The organism is Agrobacterium vitis (assembly GCF_037039395.1).
GTDB classification, from domain to species: Bacteria; Pseudomonadota; Alphaproteobacteria; order Rhizobiales; family Rhizobiaceae; genus Allorhizobium; species Allorhizobium vitis_E.
On record NZ_CP146242.1, the window covers coordinates 3,439,179 to 3,455,288 of the forward strand.

General features: G+C 55.7%; 17 protein-coding genes. 6 read left to right on the plus strand and 11 right to left on the minus strand.

What is annotated here, in order from left to right; genetic code table 11:
* Positions 1-673 precede the first annotated feature (673 nt).
* From V6582_RS18435 to V6582_RS18470, 8 genes are all read right to left on the minus strand, one after another.
* On the minus strand, positions 674-1,369 hold the full coding sequence (locus V6582_RS18435; RefSeq protein ID WP_156630578.1) for a hypothetical protein: 696 nt from the start codon (positions 1,367-1,369) through the stop codon (positions 674-676).
* A 5-nt stretch (positions 1,370-1,374) separates the two neighbouring features.
* A complete protein-coding gene (locus tag V6582_RS18440; RefSeq protein ID WP_156630579.1) occupies positions 1,375-2,859 on the minus strand; it encodes a glycosyltransferase family 2 protein in 1,485 nt (494 codons plus the stop codon).
* Positions 2,856-3,485: an HAD family hydrolase gene (locus V6582_RS18445; RefSeq protein ID WP_156630580.1), complete on the minus strand. Its 630-nt coding sequence runs from the start codon at positions 3,483-3,485 to the stop codon at positions 2,856-2,858. The genes V6582_RS18440 and V6582_RS18445 overlap by 4 nt, the downstream gene beginning before the upstream one ends.
* A 30-nt stretch (positions 3,486-3,515) precedes the next feature.
* Positions 3,516-4,136 (minus strand): phosphatidylinositol-specific phospholipase C/glycerophosphodiester phosphodiesterase family protein, encoded by a 621-nt coding sequence (locus tag V6582_RS18450; RefSeq protein ID WP_234889567.1) that lies wholly within the window; start codon positions 4,134-4,136, stop codon positions 3,516-3,518.
* Positions 4,137-4,198: 62 nt separating this feature from the next.
* On the minus strand, positions 4,199-5,395 hold the full coding sequence (locus tag V6582_RS18455; protein ID WP_156630581.1) for a hypothetical protein: 1,197 nt from the start codon (positions 5,393-5,395) through the stop codon (positions 4,199-4,201).
* Positions 5,396-5,807: 412 nt separating this feature from the next.
* Positions 5,808-6,821: a GlxA family transcriptional regulator gene (locus V6582_RS18460; RefSeq protein ID WP_156630582.1), complete on the minus strand. Its 1,014-nt coding sequence runs from the start codon at positions 6,819-6,821 to the stop codon at positions 5,808-5,810.
* Positions 6,822-7,073: 252 nt separating this feature from the next.
* Positions 7,074-7,295: a hypothetical protein gene (locus tag V6582_RS18465; RefSeq protein WP_156630583.1), complete on the minus strand. Its 222-nt coding sequence runs from the start codon at positions 7,293-7,295 to the stop codon at positions 7,074-7,076.
* A 78-nt stretch (positions 7,296-7,373) separates the two neighbouring features.
* The gene (locus V6582_RS18470; RefSeq protein WP_156630584.1) at positions 7,374-7,607 is read right to left on the minus strand and encodes a hypothetical protein; all 234 of its coding nucleotides are present in this window, start codon (positions 7,605-7,607) and stop codon (positions 7,374-7,376) included.
* Positions 7,608-7,723: 116 nt separating this feature from the next.
* Between V6582_RS18470 and V6582_RS18475 the strand changes: the two genes are divergently transcribed.
* A complete protein-coding gene (locus tag V6582_RS18475; protein WP_234889568.1) occupies positions 7,724-8,662 on the plus strand; it encodes a LysR family transcriptional regulator in 939 nt (312 codons plus the stop codon).
* 98 nt (positions 8,663-8,760) lie between these two features.
* Positions 8,761-10,140, plus strand: coding sequence for a cytochrome P450 (locus tag V6582_RS18480; RefSeq protein WP_156630586.1), 1,380 nt, complete (start codon positions 8,761-8,763; stop codon positions 10,138-10,140).
* Between the two features lie 16 nt (positions 10,141-10,156).
* On the opposite strand, the gene V6582_RS18485 is transcribed toward V6582_RS18480, so the two are convergent.
* Positions 10,157-10,936, minus strand: a complete 780-nt coding sequence (locus V6582_RS18485) for a formyl transferase (protein WP_234889569.1) — start codon at positions 10,934-10,936, stop codon at positions 10,157-10,159.
* Between the two features lie 216 nt (positions 10,937-11,152).
* Between V6582_RS18485 and V6582_RS18490 the strand changes: the two genes are divergently transcribed.
* The 3 genes from V6582_RS18490 to V6582_RS18500 all read left to right on the plus strand — a co-directional run bounded on the left by V6582_RS18490 (position 11,153) and on the right by V6582_RS18500 (position 12,464).
* Positions 11,153-11,311 (plus strand): entericidin, encoded by a 159-nt coding sequence (locus tag V6582_RS18490; RefSeq protein WP_060716728.1) that lies wholly within the window; start codon positions 11,153-11,155, stop codon positions 11,309-11,311.
* Between the two features lie 82 nt (positions 11,312-11,393).
* Positions 11,394-11,546, plus strand: coding sequence for a hypothetical protein (locus V6582_RS18495; RefSeq protein ID WP_156630587.1), 153 nt, complete (start codon positions 11,394-11,396; stop codon positions 11,544-11,546).
* Between the two features lie 156 nt (positions 11,547-11,702).
* Positions 11,703-12,464: a phosphodiester glycosidase family protein gene (locus V6582_RS18500; protein ID WP_234889570.1), complete on the plus strand. Its 762-nt coding sequence runs from the start codon at positions 11,703-11,705 to the stop codon at positions 12,462-12,464.
* Positions 12,465-12,486: 22 nt separating this feature from the next.
* Here the strand turns inward: V6582_RS18500 and V6582_RS18505 are convergent, their stop codons facing one another.
* Positions 12,487-14,253 carry a hypothetical protein gene (locus V6582_RS18505; protein ID WP_156630588.1) on the minus strand — a complete coding sequence of 589 codons (1,767 nt, stop codon included), beginning with the start codon at positions 14,251-14,253 and terminating at the stop codon, positions 12,487-12,489.
* Entirely contained in the window at positions 14,250-14,597 is a 348-nt protein-coding gene (locus V6582_RS18510) for a hypothetical protein (RefSeq protein WP_156630589.1), read from the minus strand. The genes V6582_RS18505 and V6582_RS18510 overlap by 4 nt, the downstream gene beginning before the upstream one ends.
* Positions 14,598-15,004: 407 nt before the next feature.
* On the opposite strand from V6582_RS18510, the gene V6582_RS18515 reads away from it, so the two are divergent.
* Positions 15,005-16,027: a glycosyltransferase family 2 protein gene (locus V6582_RS18515; RefSeq protein ID WP_156630590.1), complete on the plus strand. Its 1,023-nt coding sequence runs from the start codon at positions 15,005-15,007 to the stop codon at positions 16,025-16,027.
* The last annotated feature ends 83 nt before the right edge of the window (positions 16,028-16,110 follow it).

Genomic DNA, 16,110 nt, shown 5'->3' on the forward strand with positions numbered 1-16,110 from the left:
AAATCGCATTGAACTATACTTGGAAAGCCGAGTTGTAGGTTGCGTCTGTTCGCATATAACGCTGCCCAGGATATTAATTTGAGGAATGGTGCAGTTGTAAAAAAATGAAACGTCACGAGGTCCATATATGGATAGTGTAGTTACGATAAATCAGTTGCAGGCCGTCAAAGCGTACGCCATGAAGACCTTAGGGTGGAGTCTTGCAACAAACGAAGAGTGCAAAGAGCATTTTGAAGGCTTCAAGGAAGCTTGCTCGCAACATGGTACTGAATGGAATTCAGGCCTCTACGGACTCTTGTTGCTTGAGCGAGAGTCGATACTGAAAGGAATTGCGGGTGACATAAGCCCTATGAGTGCTGAAGTGAAATCACGAAGGTAACTCACAATACTATATCTGATGGACACCCCTTCAATTACCTTTAGAACTTTGCGGAATTCGAAAAGGGGTCTAACCGATAGTCAGAGCTTATGCATTGTTGAGGTCACTGCTATCGAACCTTAAGGTAGGCAAAGAGTGGTTTGGAGCAGGACGTTTCCGTCCTACCTCTCCCTTGCGGGAGAGAACAAAAAATCATGATCGTAGCGACCGCTACGATCATGATTTTTTAGGTGAAGGATGCACTCAGTGATCCGTGAAAGGTCTTAACCCGACATCGCCCATGACCGAGCGGATCTATCGTTCGTGAAAAATCTTTCCCACGGGCTGGCAGTTTTCAATAGTGGGCGCCAGCACGGTGTGGCCGTCAGCGATGACGCCGTTGACCATGGGGCAGATGAAAAGCACGCCTTTATAGCTCATGGTCTGGCGGTTGTTGATATTGTGAACGGCTGCACTGAAGAATATCTGGATGTTTCGGAACATGTATACGCCTGCGGAGGCGTTTTCCGAGATCACCTCTTTCTCCCGCGCTTCAACCACCACGCCATCAGACATCTTCAAATAGCTGTAGCAGTTTTCGCTTGAGGCAAAGACCGGCACGATTGCGCCACATCCTTCCGTCGAAAACAGTGTCTCCGGGTCGTCTGGTCCGCTCGTGAACAGGATGTCGGCCAGATCGATGATGACGGGCTCGTCTGGCGCGACGAGCGCCATTGCTGCCAGCACGGAGAACAGAGCGCCTCCGGTCAGGTCGGAGAGCGTCACGATGCGGCAGCCGGGCCATCTCAGGCGCAGATATTCAACAAGCTCCGCGAGGTTCGCAACCTCGCGGATCACGAAGATGTAATCCTCTGGCCGAAGCCGGTTCGCCCACGCCCTGTCACCCAAGGCCGCGTCGATCAGCGGCTTTCCGCTGAGATCCACCAGCGGTCTAAAGCCATATTTCGGGGTCCACAAATCAGGCCCGGCAAGTGGTACGATGCATTTCATGCTTATCAAATCAGCCTGAGATAGGCCTCCAGATCGGGAGGCGTGCCTATACCGTGCATGGCGTCGGGAGCGACATGATAGACGCCGACCCTGGCTCCCTGCTTGATCAGGTAGTTGTAGACCGGGCAAACGTAGAACTCGTTGTTCGACCTGTCATTGTGCGCAATCATATCGGTCGCGGCATCGATGAAATCGCGGGCGCGTCTGAAATAATAGATGCCAACGGTCGCGTTGTCGGAAATCGCCACCTTTTCTTTCACCTCATCGACCAGCCCATCATCGTTGACATGCGCAAACGACCATTTCGGATCTCGGTCTTTATCCTTGAAGCAGAGAATTGAGCCATCCAGATCGCGCTCAAGTGCATCGTGAATGTAATCCGCGCATTCGAAATCGACGATCTGGTCGCAATTGGCAATCAATAGCGGGGCATCGGGATCAAGATGTGTCCGCGCCGTCAAGACCGTGCAAGCCGCACCCTCGGTTACGAAGTTGATCGGCGAAAAGGCGAGATCGCCATGGGCCTTTAAGCCACTGACGACATCGGGTTCCGCATCCAGGTGTTCCTGTCGGGCAATCAGGACGAAGCGCGCATGATCGAGGCGCAGATTGTCCATGACGCGCTCGATCATCGTCTTGCCTTTTACATCGATGAACGGCTTTGGTTTGAGATAACCGACTTGCGCAAACCGGCTGCCAAGGCCCGCCATCGGAATGACGACCTGGACCTGCCGGGCTGGCTTGGTCATTGCGACGACCTTGTCCCGGATCTCGTTCTGATAGAATTCGATGCGCTTGGGCGAATAGAACGAGATATAGCTGTCGGATGGAATCTCGTGTTGGACGATTTTGCCGCCAGCAAGAATGACCTCGTTCAGAACCGGGGAGAGATAGTATTTTCCGCCGATCGGATCGGCTTTCAGCAAGTAGTTCTGGGCAAACTCCATAAACAAGCTGCCGCTTTTAAAATAATAATATCCAGCAATCGCCTTGCGGCTCAGAACGCGCTTTTCTGCCGTTTCTATGACATATCCGGCCTGATCCTCACGAATATAGGACCAGCGGGGATGGACGGAATTGAAGGTCACGACACCGGCATCGGCTCCCGAGCGCATGAAATCTCGTGCAATGCCTGCCAGATCGGCGTCGATGATCTGGTCGCCATTGCAGATCACCAGAGGGTCGTCGTCAACGATATGATCGACGGCCATCAGCGCCGAGCACACGGCACCCATGGTCGGATTGTTCAGTTTGATAACGACGGTGCTTTCGCCAGCCAGCAATTTCAAAATTGAATCAAGGCTGTATTCGAGGGCATCCTGATGGAGAACGATGAAGATGAACTTCGCGGATGCATCGCGGTTGCGGATACTGTTGACGACGAGCGAAATCATCGGCGAACCGTCGACTTCGATCAGAGGCTTGGGGAAATGAAACTCGTCCTTTGGGAAAAGATCATCCTTCGACGCGATGGGTATAAGATATCTCATGTGCGGGCCGATTCGATCTTGTTGATTTCATTCATAATGCGCTCATAAGTGACGTCGTTGGTCGATCCCACCACCAGCACATGGGCGCCTGAGGACCGTGCGGCCTGTATGCCGTGATCGTTATCTTCCAGGATCAGGCATTCCTCCGGCTGCAATTGCAGCCGATCGATTGCCGTCAGGTAGATTTCGGGATCGGGCTTCGCCTTGCCGACATCCTGATTGGATAGAAAGAAATCAAGATATTTGAGCAGGTCAGCCTGGCGCATCATCGCCTCGACGCTCGACCTGACGGAGTTTGAGCAGACGACGATATGCTTGCCCTCCCGCTTCAGGCGCGCGAGGGCGTATTCGTGATGGAAGACCGGCTGGCATTTTTCGACGATGACCTGATAGGTCATTTTCTGTTTGAGCGTGTTGAGGAATTCGTGCAGCCTTGGCGGCAATCCCCGCGTCTTGGTCAGCATTTCCAGTTTTTTGCGTGTTGGCAGGCCGTCATAGACGGCGAGATGTTCGGTGCGGCTGATATTGAGCCCGAGAAGCGCCAGCGCGTCATTCAGCGTCTCGTAATGCCATTCCTTGGCATCGATCAGAACGCCGTCCATGTCGAAAAGCACTGCCTTGATCATAATGTCCTGTCCGTCTGGTTCATGGCTGGCTTATCCCCACTTTTCGGCGGCGAGATGCGGCAAGTCGGTGCAGATCGAGATGTCGTTGCCTGTCAGCTCACCCCAAACATCCCAGGCTGCGGTATGATCGCGTCCATGCAGTTCGGGAGAGACGAGCGCCACCTTTTTGCCAGCGTCGAGATGCTTCTGGATGACATCAGGAGTGATCCAGTCGGAATAGAATGCATCCAGCCACACGCCTTGGGCCTTGTCATAAAAGGGAGGTAGCGGTTCGAGTTCGGAATGGCGGGTATAGGTGGTAAAGCCGTTGTTGAGGTAGCCGATGGCATCCGGGACAGCCATGTCGAAGCAGAACAGATCGGTTATTCCGGCGCCATCCAAAGAGGCGCGGAGCGCCTTGTGCAGGCCGTCTGCCTTAATATTCATGGCAATCGTGCCCGATCCGGAATGGCTCTTGTGCAGATCCAGGAAATAGTCGAGATCCATGACCTGGTCACCGACGGGCATGTCATGCGCGATTTTCAGCACGCCATTCTGATCGCGCGTGTCCGTTTCGACCCCGAAGCCATTTTCAAAGGCGCGCCTGAAAGCCGCTTCACTGTTTTTTTCGACAGCTTCCAGCCACCAGCCCCTATGCGCGAGAATTTTCATCGCTTTTTCCATTCGAACGTTGCGAAATAGATGCTTCACCGGCCACTGCAAATTCCTGGGAACTAGCCGGGGTTGAATTGAGGAAAGCTCTTCCTGTCGATGTGATAGACAGCAAGATAGTCGTTCTCTCGGAAAAAGTTCGGGTCCTGCGTATAGGCAAAGGCATTCGTCCATCTCATCGGATGGATTTGCTGGTGCACTCTGGAGACAATCCCGGCGTTGCAGAATTCCATCGCATGGGCGATTCCGTCGACCATCATGAACGAGAAACCACCGTAAAGGGCCATGTAGAACTGGTAGGTGATATGGTCGAATACGCTGTGGACGAGCCTTTCCACAAATTGCAGGCTGGTATCCCAGCCAATCCACTCCAGAAAGCCCGGGATGCTCTTGGCCGAATAGACCGGAATATCCCACCACCAGGTATAGATGCTCCAATTGCCGGATATGGCCTGAATTTTTTCATGATCGACCGCCGGTGCCAGCTTTATGGACGAGGCGTGCATGATCTGCCTTTCGGCCGAGTGGTTTGCAGTCAGTGTGCCGCCGTACCAGCGTGCTGCGGAAACAACGCTTGCGGCGGCCTCGGTCCAGCCCGTTCTATTGAGAATGAAGGTCTCTGCATCGACGCACAGGAGATAGTCGTAAAGCTTGTGGGCGAGAGAAAGAGCCAGGAATTTTTTGACCGTCGGCCAGGTTCTACCTTCAGCGACGACCGACAGCGCACTGCCTGAGAAATAATCCGACAGCACAATGGACGAGTAGTTCAGGAAAGGGGATGCCTGATGCATCTCTCTGAACTGCAGGCGATCGGCATCGGTGGAAAAGACGAAAATAATGTCGTAGTCAGCGCCAATGCTCTGAAACAGCAGGTTGATGCCATAGATGAAATAGGCATCGTGAATGGGCACGATAAGAGCGGTTCTGTTCTGCGGCTTCGGTGCCTTGCCGGATTCCGCCAAGAGGTGCACGCCATGTTCTCCTGGCAGGCGGAACTGTCCCTCCATTTCGAGGCGTCCGTCGACAGACCGTACGGTATCGAATCGCGTGGTGACAGCAGCGTTCTGGCTCAGAAACTCAACCGCCCCGCCTTTCACGCGCCAGGAGTTTTCATTGGTATGGGAATATCCGCGCAGCCAACCACCGCTCTCGAAGGATATCTGCGATGCAAAAACCTGTTCGGCTCCAGCTTTGCCAAAGGTCCAAACACGCTCCTTCATCAGTCGCTCAAGCGACAAATCATCGAGGCTGATCGTCATTGTTGTACTCCTATCCGCGGTCACAAGTCACGGTAGGAAGGCAAACTTGTATGAAGCTGGCGGTCTGCGTTTTACTTGCCTCGCGGTTGGAGCCGATGAGGTTTATGCGGTGCCATATGCAACCAATAAAGTTTGTCAGGGAAAAGTGGAACCCGGTTTTCCCGAAAAGACAAACGAAAACAAGATAATCTAGAGTCTGTCTGGTTCAATCTGAACCTGACAGACTCTAGAGAGCTACAGCTTATCTTTGAGCATTTGCAGAACAGGTGGAAGCCGGTTTTGCCAGCCAGAAATGCGTAAAACAACGAGCGAGAGCGTTGCTGCGATTCCATCAAGAGCAGAAACGCCCTCGTGACCAAATATGGTGCACGAGGGCGTATTGTAAAAGCCGGTAAGCTGTGGCGAATTATGCTTACGCGGCAACCGCTGCTTTTGCGGTCGCCAGTTTGCGCTCGGCGCGTTCCTGCTGGGGGGAGCGATTGTAGAATTCGCGGTAGCATTTGGAAAAATGCGAGGCGGAGACGAAGCCGCAGGCGACGGCGACTTCCACCACCGGCATAGAGGATTGCACCAGCAGATGCCGGGCGCGGTCGAGGCGGATTTCCAGATAGTAGCGCGCCGGTGAGCGGCCCATTTCCTGGCGGAACAGCCGTTCGATCTGGCGGCGTGACAGATCCACCTTGTCGGCGATATCAAGCAAGGACAAGGGCTCGGCCAGGCTTGCCTCCATCAATTCGATGATCTGCAAGACCTTGTTGTTCTGCACGCCAAGGCGGGCGTGCAGCGGCAGGCGCTGGCGGTCTCCGGCAGCCCGGACCCGGTCGGTCAGATGCTGTTCGCAGACCCGGTTGACGAGGCCTTCGCCAAAATCCTGGCCGATCAGGTTTAGCATCATGTCAAGCGAGGCGGTGCCGCCCGCGCAGGTATAGAGATTGCTGTCGACTTCATAGAGATCGGCATAGACCTCGGCCTGGGGAAAGGCTTCCGAAAAGCCCGGCAGGTTTTCCCAGTGGATCGCGCAGCGCTTGCCGTTCAAAAGCCCGGCCTGTGCCAGAACATGGGCGCCGGTGCAAAGGCTGCCGACCGCGACGTTGCGGTTATAGGCTTCCCGCAGCCAGGCATTGACGGATTTGTTGTTGAATTCCTCGACAAAGACGCCGGAACAGACAATCGCCATATTGGGCCGGTTTTCACCGGATAGAAAACGGCGCTCGTCGGCAAGCGACGAATCCACCTCGATGCTGATGCCCGAGGAAGACGACACCTTGTTGCCGTCGACTGAACAGAGCCGCCACTCATAAGCTGCATAGCCCAGCATTCTATTGGCAATGCGCAATGTTTCGATGGCGCCCGCAAACGGCAATAGCGTGAAATTCGGGACAAGAAAAAAGACGATATTGCGTTTCTTGACAGGCGTTTTGCTCATGATGCCACCGTGCTGAGGAGATCTGCTAGAATTGACAGTTTTTAATTCCGCCAATAGCTCAAAAACGACAATAGCACGATAGAAACCGACGACAACAATTTGACACCATTATTGCCGGACCATTTGTGGGTGTTTCATCAGCAGGCCGTCATTGATCATGGTTGGGACACGCATGGCCAGCGGATTGAAAACACACCATATTTCGCCTGAATTCCCGGGAAAGAAAGACATGAAGCAGCCTTTTTGGGCTGCTTAATCCATGTCGCGACGGGTCTGCCACGTGTCGTGTGCAGGCCAGCCAAGATCCTTGCGCATATCGAAAGAGGCTTCCGCCAGCGCCTTTTCCATGGCGCGGCGTTGCCGCCAGGATTCGAGCTGACTGAACCACGTGGAAATGGCATGCAAAGCTGATTCGACAAGGACAATAGTCCCGGTAAACAGCCGCGAGGGGCTGGAATGAGATATATAGGCCATGGAAAGTTCCTTTCGTTGATCTCGCCTAAGGATTTCTGGTCCTGAGGCGGCAAAGACATCATCTGCCTTGTTCACCGATCAATAAAGCGAATGTTTGTGATCTATTGCATCGCATATTGTGATCGGTTTGCTGTCTGGCCGTTCCGGCACGGTGATGCCCACATCCGCCCGCAGGTATTCAGGCAGGCAATTGAGATGAGCCATGGCCTTTTCACGCGCCTGGCGTAGATGGCGTCTTTCCCGCCAGCGCCGAAAGGCCAGCCAGAGCCGCAGCATGGGTGGAACGCGGCTGGGTGTTGTTTCGAAGACCATGCTTTTCACTCCTCCTGATGCCGGTCGGTTTCGTTGCAAGCAGTGTCAGGCGGAATTGACATTCAATCAAACGAAACGATATGATCTTTATGTTGAGAAAAATTGATGGTTGTCCGATGACCCTTTCCCAGTCTCCCACCATGCCCTCCACCGTTCTGGCGGCGGCCAGTTTGCCGCTTTTGGATAATGATGTGCTGCGCACGTTCGTGGCGATTTCCGAGGTTGGCAGTTTTACCGCCGCCGCAGACATGGTGTTTCGCACCCCCTCGGCGGTATCGATGCAGATCAAGAAGCTGGAGGATCAACTGGGCGTCTCGTTGTTTCGCCGCGATGCCCGTTCCGTCACGCTGACGCCGCATGGGGCTCTGCTGCTCAGCTATGCCAAGCGCATCCTGGCCTTGAACAACGAGGCGGTGGCACGGTTTTTAGCGCCCGAGATGAACGGTGTGGTGCGGCTGGGATCGCCTGATGATATCGGCGAACTGATCCTGCCCGGTATTCTCACCCATCTGGCGCGCACATGGCCGCATCTGGCCATTGAGGTGACGATTGCCGGGTCTGTGGAGCTGCGCAAGGCGGTGAATGAGAAGCGGCTGGACGTGACACTGTTCAATTTTCTAAACGGCATCGCCGCCGATCCCACGATGACAGTGATGAGCGAAAAGCTGGTTTGGGCGGGAAAAAAACACGGTCAGGCCCATCTGAAAACCCCGCTGCCGCTGTCTGTCTGGGACGAGAGCTGCGTGTGGCGCAAGCGCGCCATGACCGAATTGACCCGCCAGGGCAAGGAATTCCGCATCGCCTATTTCTGTGGCCACCATGTCGGGCAATATGCGGCAATCCGGGCCGATATCGCCGTCGCACCGCTTGCCCGCTTCCTGTTGCAGGAGGATATGGTGGAATTGACCGAGCAGGATGGATTGCCGGATCTTGGCAGTTACGAGGTTGGCCTTGCCTTGTGTGAGGATGCGTCGCCGCCGGTCAAGGCTGTTGCCGATTACGTGCGTTGCGTGCTGGGAAATCGTGGCTGTGTCGGCACGGCCGTGGCTGCCTGATCGGATCAAGGCAATTTAGCGACGGGGCTTGGAACAGCCCTGTTTGATCTCTACATCCTGGATGCCGCCCGAAAGGGTTTACGCAAAGGAGATGGCAGATGAACATGCCGGTCTTGTCCGCTACGAGTGAAGGTGTTGTTGCCAGCCGTCGCTCGCCAGTGCGGGTGATTGCCGATCTGATCCGCAATCCGCTGGATGCGCTGCCGCCGCAGATCTATGATCACAAGCTGGTCTATGCGCAGTTTGGCGATGAGGCGCGGCTGCATATCATGGACCCTGAGCTGATCCACGAGGCTCTGGTGAAAAATGCGGCGGTGCTTGTCAAGGGTGAAGACGTGCGCCGTGCGCTGGGCCCGGCATTGGGGCAGGGGTTGTTGACCGCTGACGGCGCCCATTGGAAATGGCAGCGCCAATCTGTTGCCGCTGGTTTTCAGTGGGAAAAGCTGAGAAGTTTCCTTCCGGCCATGGTTGCCGCCGCCGAGCGTCGCCGCGATACCTGGCAGGCTGGCGAGACCGTCGATATCGGCCATGAAATGATGCAGACCACATTCGACATCATTGTTGAGACGATGATGACAGGGCGCGACAGGATCGATGTCGCTCGGGTCGAGCAGAGCGTTACCGATTATCTCGAACCGACGGGCTGGATGTTTGCACTCGGCATGCTGAAGGCGCCGGAATGGATACCCTATCCCGGCAAGGGAAAGGCAAGCCGCGCCGTGACTTATCTGCGGACTGCCATGGCCAAGATGATTGCCGAGCGGCGCGCCGAAGGTGTGGAACGCGCCGATCTGATCTCGATGCTGCTATCGGCTCACGACCCGGAAACAGACCGCGAGATGAACGACGAGCAGATCATCGACAATCTGCTGACCTTCATTTCCGCCGGGCATGAAACCACCGCCCTTGGGCTTGCCTGGACATTCCATCTGCTGGCAAAGCACCCGGCCATTGAGGCAATGCTGCTGGACGAGTTGGACCGTGTGGTGGGCGATGGTCCGGTGCTGGCCGAGCATGTCGAGAAATTGACCTATACCAAACAGGTTTTCAACGAAGCCATGCGGCTCTATCCGCCGGCGCCGGTCATTACCCGGACTGCGAATGAAGCGTTTACGTTGGGCCAACACCGTATCGAGGCCGGAACGGTCCTGCTGGTGCCAATCCATGCCGTTCATCGCCATAGCTTGATCTGGGATAGGCCTGACGTGTTTGATCCCGACCGTTTTGCGCCTGAAGCCGTCAAGGCACGGCATCGCTATGCCTTCATGCCGTTCGGGGCTGGGCCGCGCATCTGTATCGGCAGTGCTTTCGCAACCATGGAGGCCGTTGCCATTCTGGCGGTGTTGGCCAAGTCCTTTCGGCTGCGCAACAAGAGCGAGGTGACGCCTGAGCCGATGATGCGCATTACCTTGCGACCAAAGAAAAAGCTGATCATGGAGATTGAGAAGCGGCGGGAAGACGTGCCGGTTTCAGCCTGATCCAAAGTTCTCTTCGCTACCAGATGCCTTTGGCGAGCCCCGTCCACAGCCAGCGCCAGAGGGTCGGCGGAAAATAGAGGGCAGACGGCCCGGTTGGCGCGATAGGGTTGAGCTTGCCCTCCAGAGCATCGCCAACCGCCTGGCAGGTGATGGGAAGGGCTGCTGCCGTCAGCAGCATTGGATAGGTGGAGATGAAATCGCCGGAGCTAGGCTGCGCACGCACCTGGTAGAGGACAGCGCCGGTATCGGTGCCCTGATCGACCAGATGAACCGTTGCGCCGAAATTGCCGCGATCGCCTTTTGCCAGCGCCCAGTAACCGCCCATCTGACCGCGATAGGCGGGATTGATGCCAGCATGAAGATTAAGCACGGGGCAGGGCAGGCTGGCCAGAGCTTTGGCCGTCATCAGCCGGGTGCTGACCAGTAGGATCACGCCCGGAGAGAGCTGTTGGACCGCCTCCTGCGCCTCGGGACTGTTGATACTGCGCACTGTAGTCACTGGGATCTGCGGATCGAAACGGGGATTGGCGGTAAAATCCTTGCAGATCGATTGGCTACGTTTTTGCGCTGCCCGGCGCATGAATTTGCCTGCGGCCATGGTGGCAAGCTGGCCAAGCGCAGCCACGGTTCCAACGCGCCGTTGACGACGTCGAAAAATCTCCGCCTTGCTTTCCTGTTCTTCCAAGAGGACGTGCACGCCACCGAAACGGGCTTGCAGCGCATTGACCACCATCCACGGGTTTGGCCCCCCGGCGGTCATCACCAGAATTGCCCCTTTGTCGTGCTGCTGCCCCATGATTGATCCCCCCAAGTGCCGCTTTGCCCCATATTATCTGTTGCGTCCGCGCGCAGGTTGGACCAAACTTTCGTAAGCGCCGATATCAGGCGGTGTAAATGTTTGGTTAAAAACGCCGAAATCTTTAGACGCGAATGAACTTTTTTCGATTTGCCGCGTTCATGCCAATGCGAGGCACTTGTGGTGTCCGATTATCATAATAGGGGTTTATCCAATATGAACACGAAAAAGCTCGCTGCCGTTGCTGCTCTCTTTGTTGCTGCTGCCGCATTGTCGTCATGCGGTAACACGATCCGTGGTATGGGAAAAGACACAGCAAATACCGTGAATGCAACGCAGTCGGCGGGCAATTCTGTCGCAAAGGCTGCAAAGTAACGCAACCTCACAGCAGTTTTGCTTCATGTCGATAAACGGATGAAGCAAGACTGCCTCGGGAGAGGCAAGAGGGATTAGGTCCATGTCCATGCATCTGGTTGCCAAAGTGAGTGCTGCTTATATTCTGGCGGTTGTCGTTTCGGCCGCTGGGCATGTTGCCTTCCAAAGCCCGCCGCTTCAATTTGCGGGTCAAACTCAGGAAGTGGGCATTCTGACCGCTTCCGCCCAGCAGTAAGAACGTCTTCAATAGCGGGATTACAGTCAGCTGATTTGCTCGATGTCATCGTGAAACCCGCGTATGGGCGTCCCTGCCAGAAGACGGACAAGAAGGGTCGCGCCTTCAAATATTTGATTTGAGAGTTCACATTTGAGAATTTTCTCGGAAAACGCATTGCGTTTGAACATAGTCGTTTGGCTTTTTGCGATCCTGTCCCCGCTTGTCGTGTCTCCAGAGCGTGCTGAGGCAGAAGAACAGAATTGCCGTGACCAGACGGAAAACGGCGTTGCTTATCGTGTCTGCCGATTTGATCCCGCCACGCGCACCATCCGCATCTTCAACCGCAATGCTGACGGCGATATCTATGGCGGGTTCGATGCGTTGCGAAGCCAGCTTTGGCAGCAACGACTTATCCTGACCTTCGCCGTCAATGGCGGTATGTATCACTCGGATCTCAGTCCCGTTGGCCTGTTCGTGGACTATGGCGTGACGCGCAAGCCAGCCGAAACAGCCGATGGCTGGGGCAATTTTTACCTGAAGCCAAATGGCGTGTTTTTTCTCAAAGGCGGCCAAGCAGGCGTGCTTGAGACAGAGCAATTCGCAGCGCGGAAGATTGATGCGGATTTCGCCACCCAATCCGGCCCGATGCTTGTTATCGACGGTGTCCTGCACCCTAAGTTTCTCCCCACCAGCGACAGTTTGAAAATCCGCAATGGTGTCGGTATCGATGCGAGTGGACAGGTGGTGTTTGTGTTGAGCAAAGACCCCGTGCGTTTCTACGATATGGCCGCGTTCTTTCGCGACCGGTTGGGCGCGGCCAATGCGCTTTATCTGGATGGGACGATTTCAAGCCTTGCCGAGCCGATGGCTGGCCGGATCGACCGGGCCTATCCGCTCGGACCGATCATTGCGGTGGTTGACCCGCGCCCCAACTGACGAATCTGGATCTTTGTGCCTATCAGTCAGTATTCTGCCTGAACGGTTCCTGTCGGCTCGGCAGGGCTGGCACGTTGATGTGATCCGGTTCCAAACCAGCCTTTTCCCGCTCTACCATCATTTCAAAAGCCTGTTCCAGATGGCGGGTGAACCGTTGCGTGTCGAAGAGCGGTGCGCGCAGCCGGTTGTCCCCAATCATCTGCCTGAGTGCGGCGAGCCGGGGACGGTCCTGTGCCAGAGCTGCGGCCAGACGCACCATGTCGTCCGGTGTCTCCGCCACCAGTTGTGGAACGCCGAGCGCGGTCAACAGGCTTTCTGAAACCCGCGAGGCGAAATTGCTGCCCTTGAAGGTGATGACCGGCAGGCCCGCCCAAAGCTTGTCTGAGGTCGTGGTGTGGCCGTTATAGGGATAGGTATCGAGACCGAGATCGGCTGCCTGCATTCGGGCAATATGCGGCGCGTAGCTTTCGGCCCCGGTGAAATACAGGCGTGAACGATCGATACCGCATCTGGACATGAATGCGGCCAGCCGGTCGCGCTGTTCGCGCCCGGCACAGAGAACCCAGAGAATAGATGACGGAATGGCGTCCAGCAGTCTTGCCCAGAGACGGGCGGTTTGCGGGGAAATCTTGCGAACCATGTTGAAGGAAGCCAGCACGAAGGCATCCTCCGGCAGATCGAGCAGCGAGCGGGACGTGGCTGGAGGCAGCGGGCGATAGCGGTTGTCGTTTGCCTGATAGGTTTCCGGCAATCGGCAGAGCTTCTCGTGATAATGTGGTTTGGATGAATTGGGTGTGACGATTGGGTCGGAGATGACATAATCGCAATCGATCCCATAGGCGGAGCCTGGAAAACCGAGATAGGCGACCTGTAATCGGGCAAGGCCACTATTGATCAGATCGGCGCGGACATCTTTGGTATGGCCTTTGAGATCGACCAGAATATCAAGGTCAAAGCTGCGGATGAAATCCCGCGCCGTGGCATCGTCCATGGATAGGATATCGTGAAGATTGGGGTAGGTCTGCCGCAGCCCACGATCCAGCCCCCTGATATCCTCTGGCGTGTGGCAGAACAGGTGGATATCGAAGCGGGCGGCGTCGTGGCCGAGCAAAACACTTTGCAACAACCGCATGGTCGGATGCTGGTCGGAAAAATCCGAGGAAAGATAACCGACACGGATTTTCTCCCCGAAACGATGGGGTAGGCTACGGCGTGCCTGGCGCGATTGTTCCATAAACGGTTTTCCATTGGCCATCCGTGTCTGGCGGCCATTGATCGCCTCGTCGTCACACCACAGCATGTGCTGGTAGGGGTCGTCTATGTTGAAAAATGCCGGATCGGCCCCCTCTCTCATCGCGGCCAGCAGTGCATTGTCGCTGGCTTCGATTTCCTCGAGGCATAATTGTCCGCGCAGCAGCCGCCGATAGGTTCTCTGTTCTTCCGGGTCAAGCGATGCAAGATGTTGGGATTCGAGATTTTGGTATTCGGGCATTTTGCGGATCAGCGAAAGCGCCTGTTCCCCCTGGTCGGCCTGCATATACAAACGCGCGGCCATCAGGAGGAACATCCGTCGATTTTGCGGCTGCAAATCCGCCACCTGGGCGTAAAGCGCGGCGGCCTGGAGTTTTTCCTCGAGCTTTGCATGGCATTGCGCCGCCACCAGCAGCATATTGGCATCCGGCGGACGTTTTTTTAAAAGCGGATGCAGGCGGTCGAGACAGGCGCGCAAATCGCCCTGCTTATAGGCCTGCAAAGCCTGGAGGAAGGCCGGGGACGGGCCCACGCTCACAGCGCTGATTTCGGATAGGCGCGCTCCAGGCCGCCGGAGCGGGTCAGCCCCTGGCGAAAGGCCAGATAGGCGCCATGCTGACTGGATTTGGCAATTTCCATCAAGCGGATCTGCATTCTTGCGGGGCAGCTATTGCCAAGCCATTCACCACAGCGTTCCAGCTTCAGGGAGTTGAGGAAGCGCTGACCGGCGGATTTTTCCAGATAGGCGAACAGACCTTCGGCAAAGGTCTCGTCCTGCTTGGGATTTTCCAGCATCAGGGCCAGGAAGGCCTTGTCGTCATCAGAGAATCCGCCCAGCTTCATGGCAACGGTGTCTCGGTCGGTAACGGCGGTGGCGGACATGATGAAGGTCTCCTGCTGTCTTGGCTTTTGCCCGGCGTGTCTGTTGTGAGTCTCTGCCGATATTATCTGCATTGGTTCTTAAACAATCGTCGCTGGAGTAGAGCTTGCGATTTTATCAACCGAATAATTCACGGCAGTGTTTGGTCATCGGCCATATGGTTTGGTTCAGGCTTGCGTGAGGCTTGCGGTCTGCTTCACCCGCTGGTTGACACGGATGCCGCAACGTTTGACGGTAGGATATCGTCGTTCTTCAAAGGCGAACCAAATGCGGCAAAGCTTTGCGGATATTGTACAATTACCCATTTCGAGTCTGAGCCGGGAAAATTGTCGGAGAGCTGATCCCGCCTGAATGCTATTTTCTGCAATGGGGGCTTGTCATGGGGCCTGCATTTTCCCGGAGTGTTTTTATGGCCGAACTGACTATCTGCATGCCCAGCCATCGCCCGCTTGACGGTTCGCGCGCTGCCATCGACAGTGCGCTTGCTTTTTGCGAGGCGCGGGACGCCCTGCTTGTGGTCAGCGACAATTCCGGCGATGCCGCCAAAAAAGCCTATTTGCAGGCCCTGTCGCCCCGGTTGACCTATGTGGCAAGCGAGGCAAAAACGGCTTTTGCCAATATGTTCAACGCTGTCGAGGTGGCCTCCACACCCTTCATCATCCCCATGGGCGATGATGACGAAATCGTTGTTGAAGCGGATCAGGCGCCTTTCGATCTCGACGATCTGCCCTTTGATTATGTCGGTGTGCTGCCGGTAACCGAAAGCGTCCTTCAGCGATCCGAAACCGGTTCGGTTCAGGCCTTTGCCCTGGAAGAATACGATCCCGGCGAAAGAATGCTTGCCTATCTGCACAACAACCCGACCAATAATGGCGGTTTCTATTCCATCCTGCGCCGCGAAGTCTGGCTTGCGACGATGGACCTGTTTCTGCGATCCCACCCGACCAAGGCAGCGACATGCGATTGGGCCATCGCACTATCCCTGTTTTCGACCGGAAAAATGGCCCATGATCCGTCGATCCGCTACCGCTACAATGCCGAAAAATGGGCTGAAAAGGCGCAGATCGACGCGGAACGCAAGGCTATGCTGCTGGAAGCCGGATTGCCGGAGAGCGCGGTCCATTATGAAATGCTTCTGCTGTTTCTCGATGTTTTCGTACTGATCAACCGCGTTGGCTCGCCGCTCTCCATCGATGAGCGCCAACGTCTTGGCAAGTTCACGGTCAACCGGTTTCTGGGTAGCTTTATCCAGCAGGTGGCCGATTCTCCTGAACTTTACGCCGAAGGCGTTACGGGTCTGGCGGAAATGGCGCTGGAAGAAACCGATAGTTTCACCCAATTCCAGATCGCCATGCTGATGGCCGAGCGGCTGCAACCGGGCCTCAAAGACAAATACGTCGCCTTCATCCAAGCGTCGATTGCCGGAGCGTAAGGGCAGGCGACGGCAATTCTGACCTCTCGCATGCCGGGGGAAAATGGCGGCAAGAAGTGGGTCGATATCTTGCTTGCCGCCAA

Coding starts and splice junctions, on each gene's coding strand:
- V6582_RS18435 (WP_156630578.1), bottom strand. CDS start 1,369: ATGAAATGCATCGTACCACTTGCCGGGCCTGATTTGTGGACCCCGAAA.
- V6582_RS18440 (WP_156630579.1), bottom strand. CDS start 2,859: ATGAGATATCTTATACCCATCGCGTCGAAGGATGATCTTTTCCCAAAG.
- V6582_RS18445 (WP_156630580.1), bottom strand. CDS start 3,485: ATGATCAAGGCAGTGCTTTTCGACATGGACGGCGTTCTGATCGATGCC.
- V6582_RS18450 (WP_234889567.1), bottom strand. CDS start 4,136: ATGAAAATTCTCGCGCATAGGGGCTGGTGGCTGGAAGCTGTCGAAAAA.
- V6582_RS18455 (WP_156630581.1), bottom strand. CDS start 5,395: ATGACGATCAGCCTCGATGATTTGTCGCTTGAGCGACTGATGAAGGAG.
- V6582_RS18460 (WP_156630582.1), bottom strand. CDS start 6,821: ATGAGCAAAACGCCTGTCAAGAAACGCAATATCGTCTTTTTTCTTGTC.
- V6582_RS18465 (WP_156630583.1), bottom strand. CDS start 7,295: ATGGCCTATATATCTCATTCCAGCCCCTCGCGGCTGTTTACCGGGACT.
- V6582_RS18470 (WP_156630584.1), bottom strand. CDS start 7,607: ATGGTCTTCGAAACAACACCCAGCCGCGTTCCACCCATGCTGCGGCTC.
- V6582_RS18475 (WP_234889568.1), top strand. CDS start 7,724: ATGACCCTTTCCCAGTCTCCCACCATGCCCTCCACCGTTCTGGCGGCG.
- V6582_RS18480 (WP_156630586.1), top strand. CDS start 8,761: ATGAACATGCCGGTCTTGTCCGCTACGAGTGAAGGTGTTGTTGCCAGC.
- V6582_RS18485 (WP_234889569.1), bottom strand. CDS start 10,936: ATGGGGCAGCAGCACGACAAAGGGGCAATTCTGGTGATGACCGCCGGG.
- V6582_RS18490 (WP_060716728.1), top strand. CDS start 11,153: ATGAACACGAAAAAGCTCGCTGCCGTTGCTGCTCTCTTTGTTGCTGCT.
- V6582_RS18495 (WP_156630587.1), top strand. CDS start 11,394: ATGTCCATGCATCTGGTTGCCAAAGTGAGTGCTGCTTATATTCTGGCG.
- V6582_RS18510 (WP_156630589.1), bottom strand. CDS start 14,597: ATGTCCGCCACCGCCGTTACCGACCGAGACACCGTTGCCATGAAGCTG.
- V6582_RS18515 (WP_156630590.1), top strand. CDS start 15,005: ATGGCCGAACTGACTATCTGCATGCCCAGCCATCGCCCGCTTGACGGT.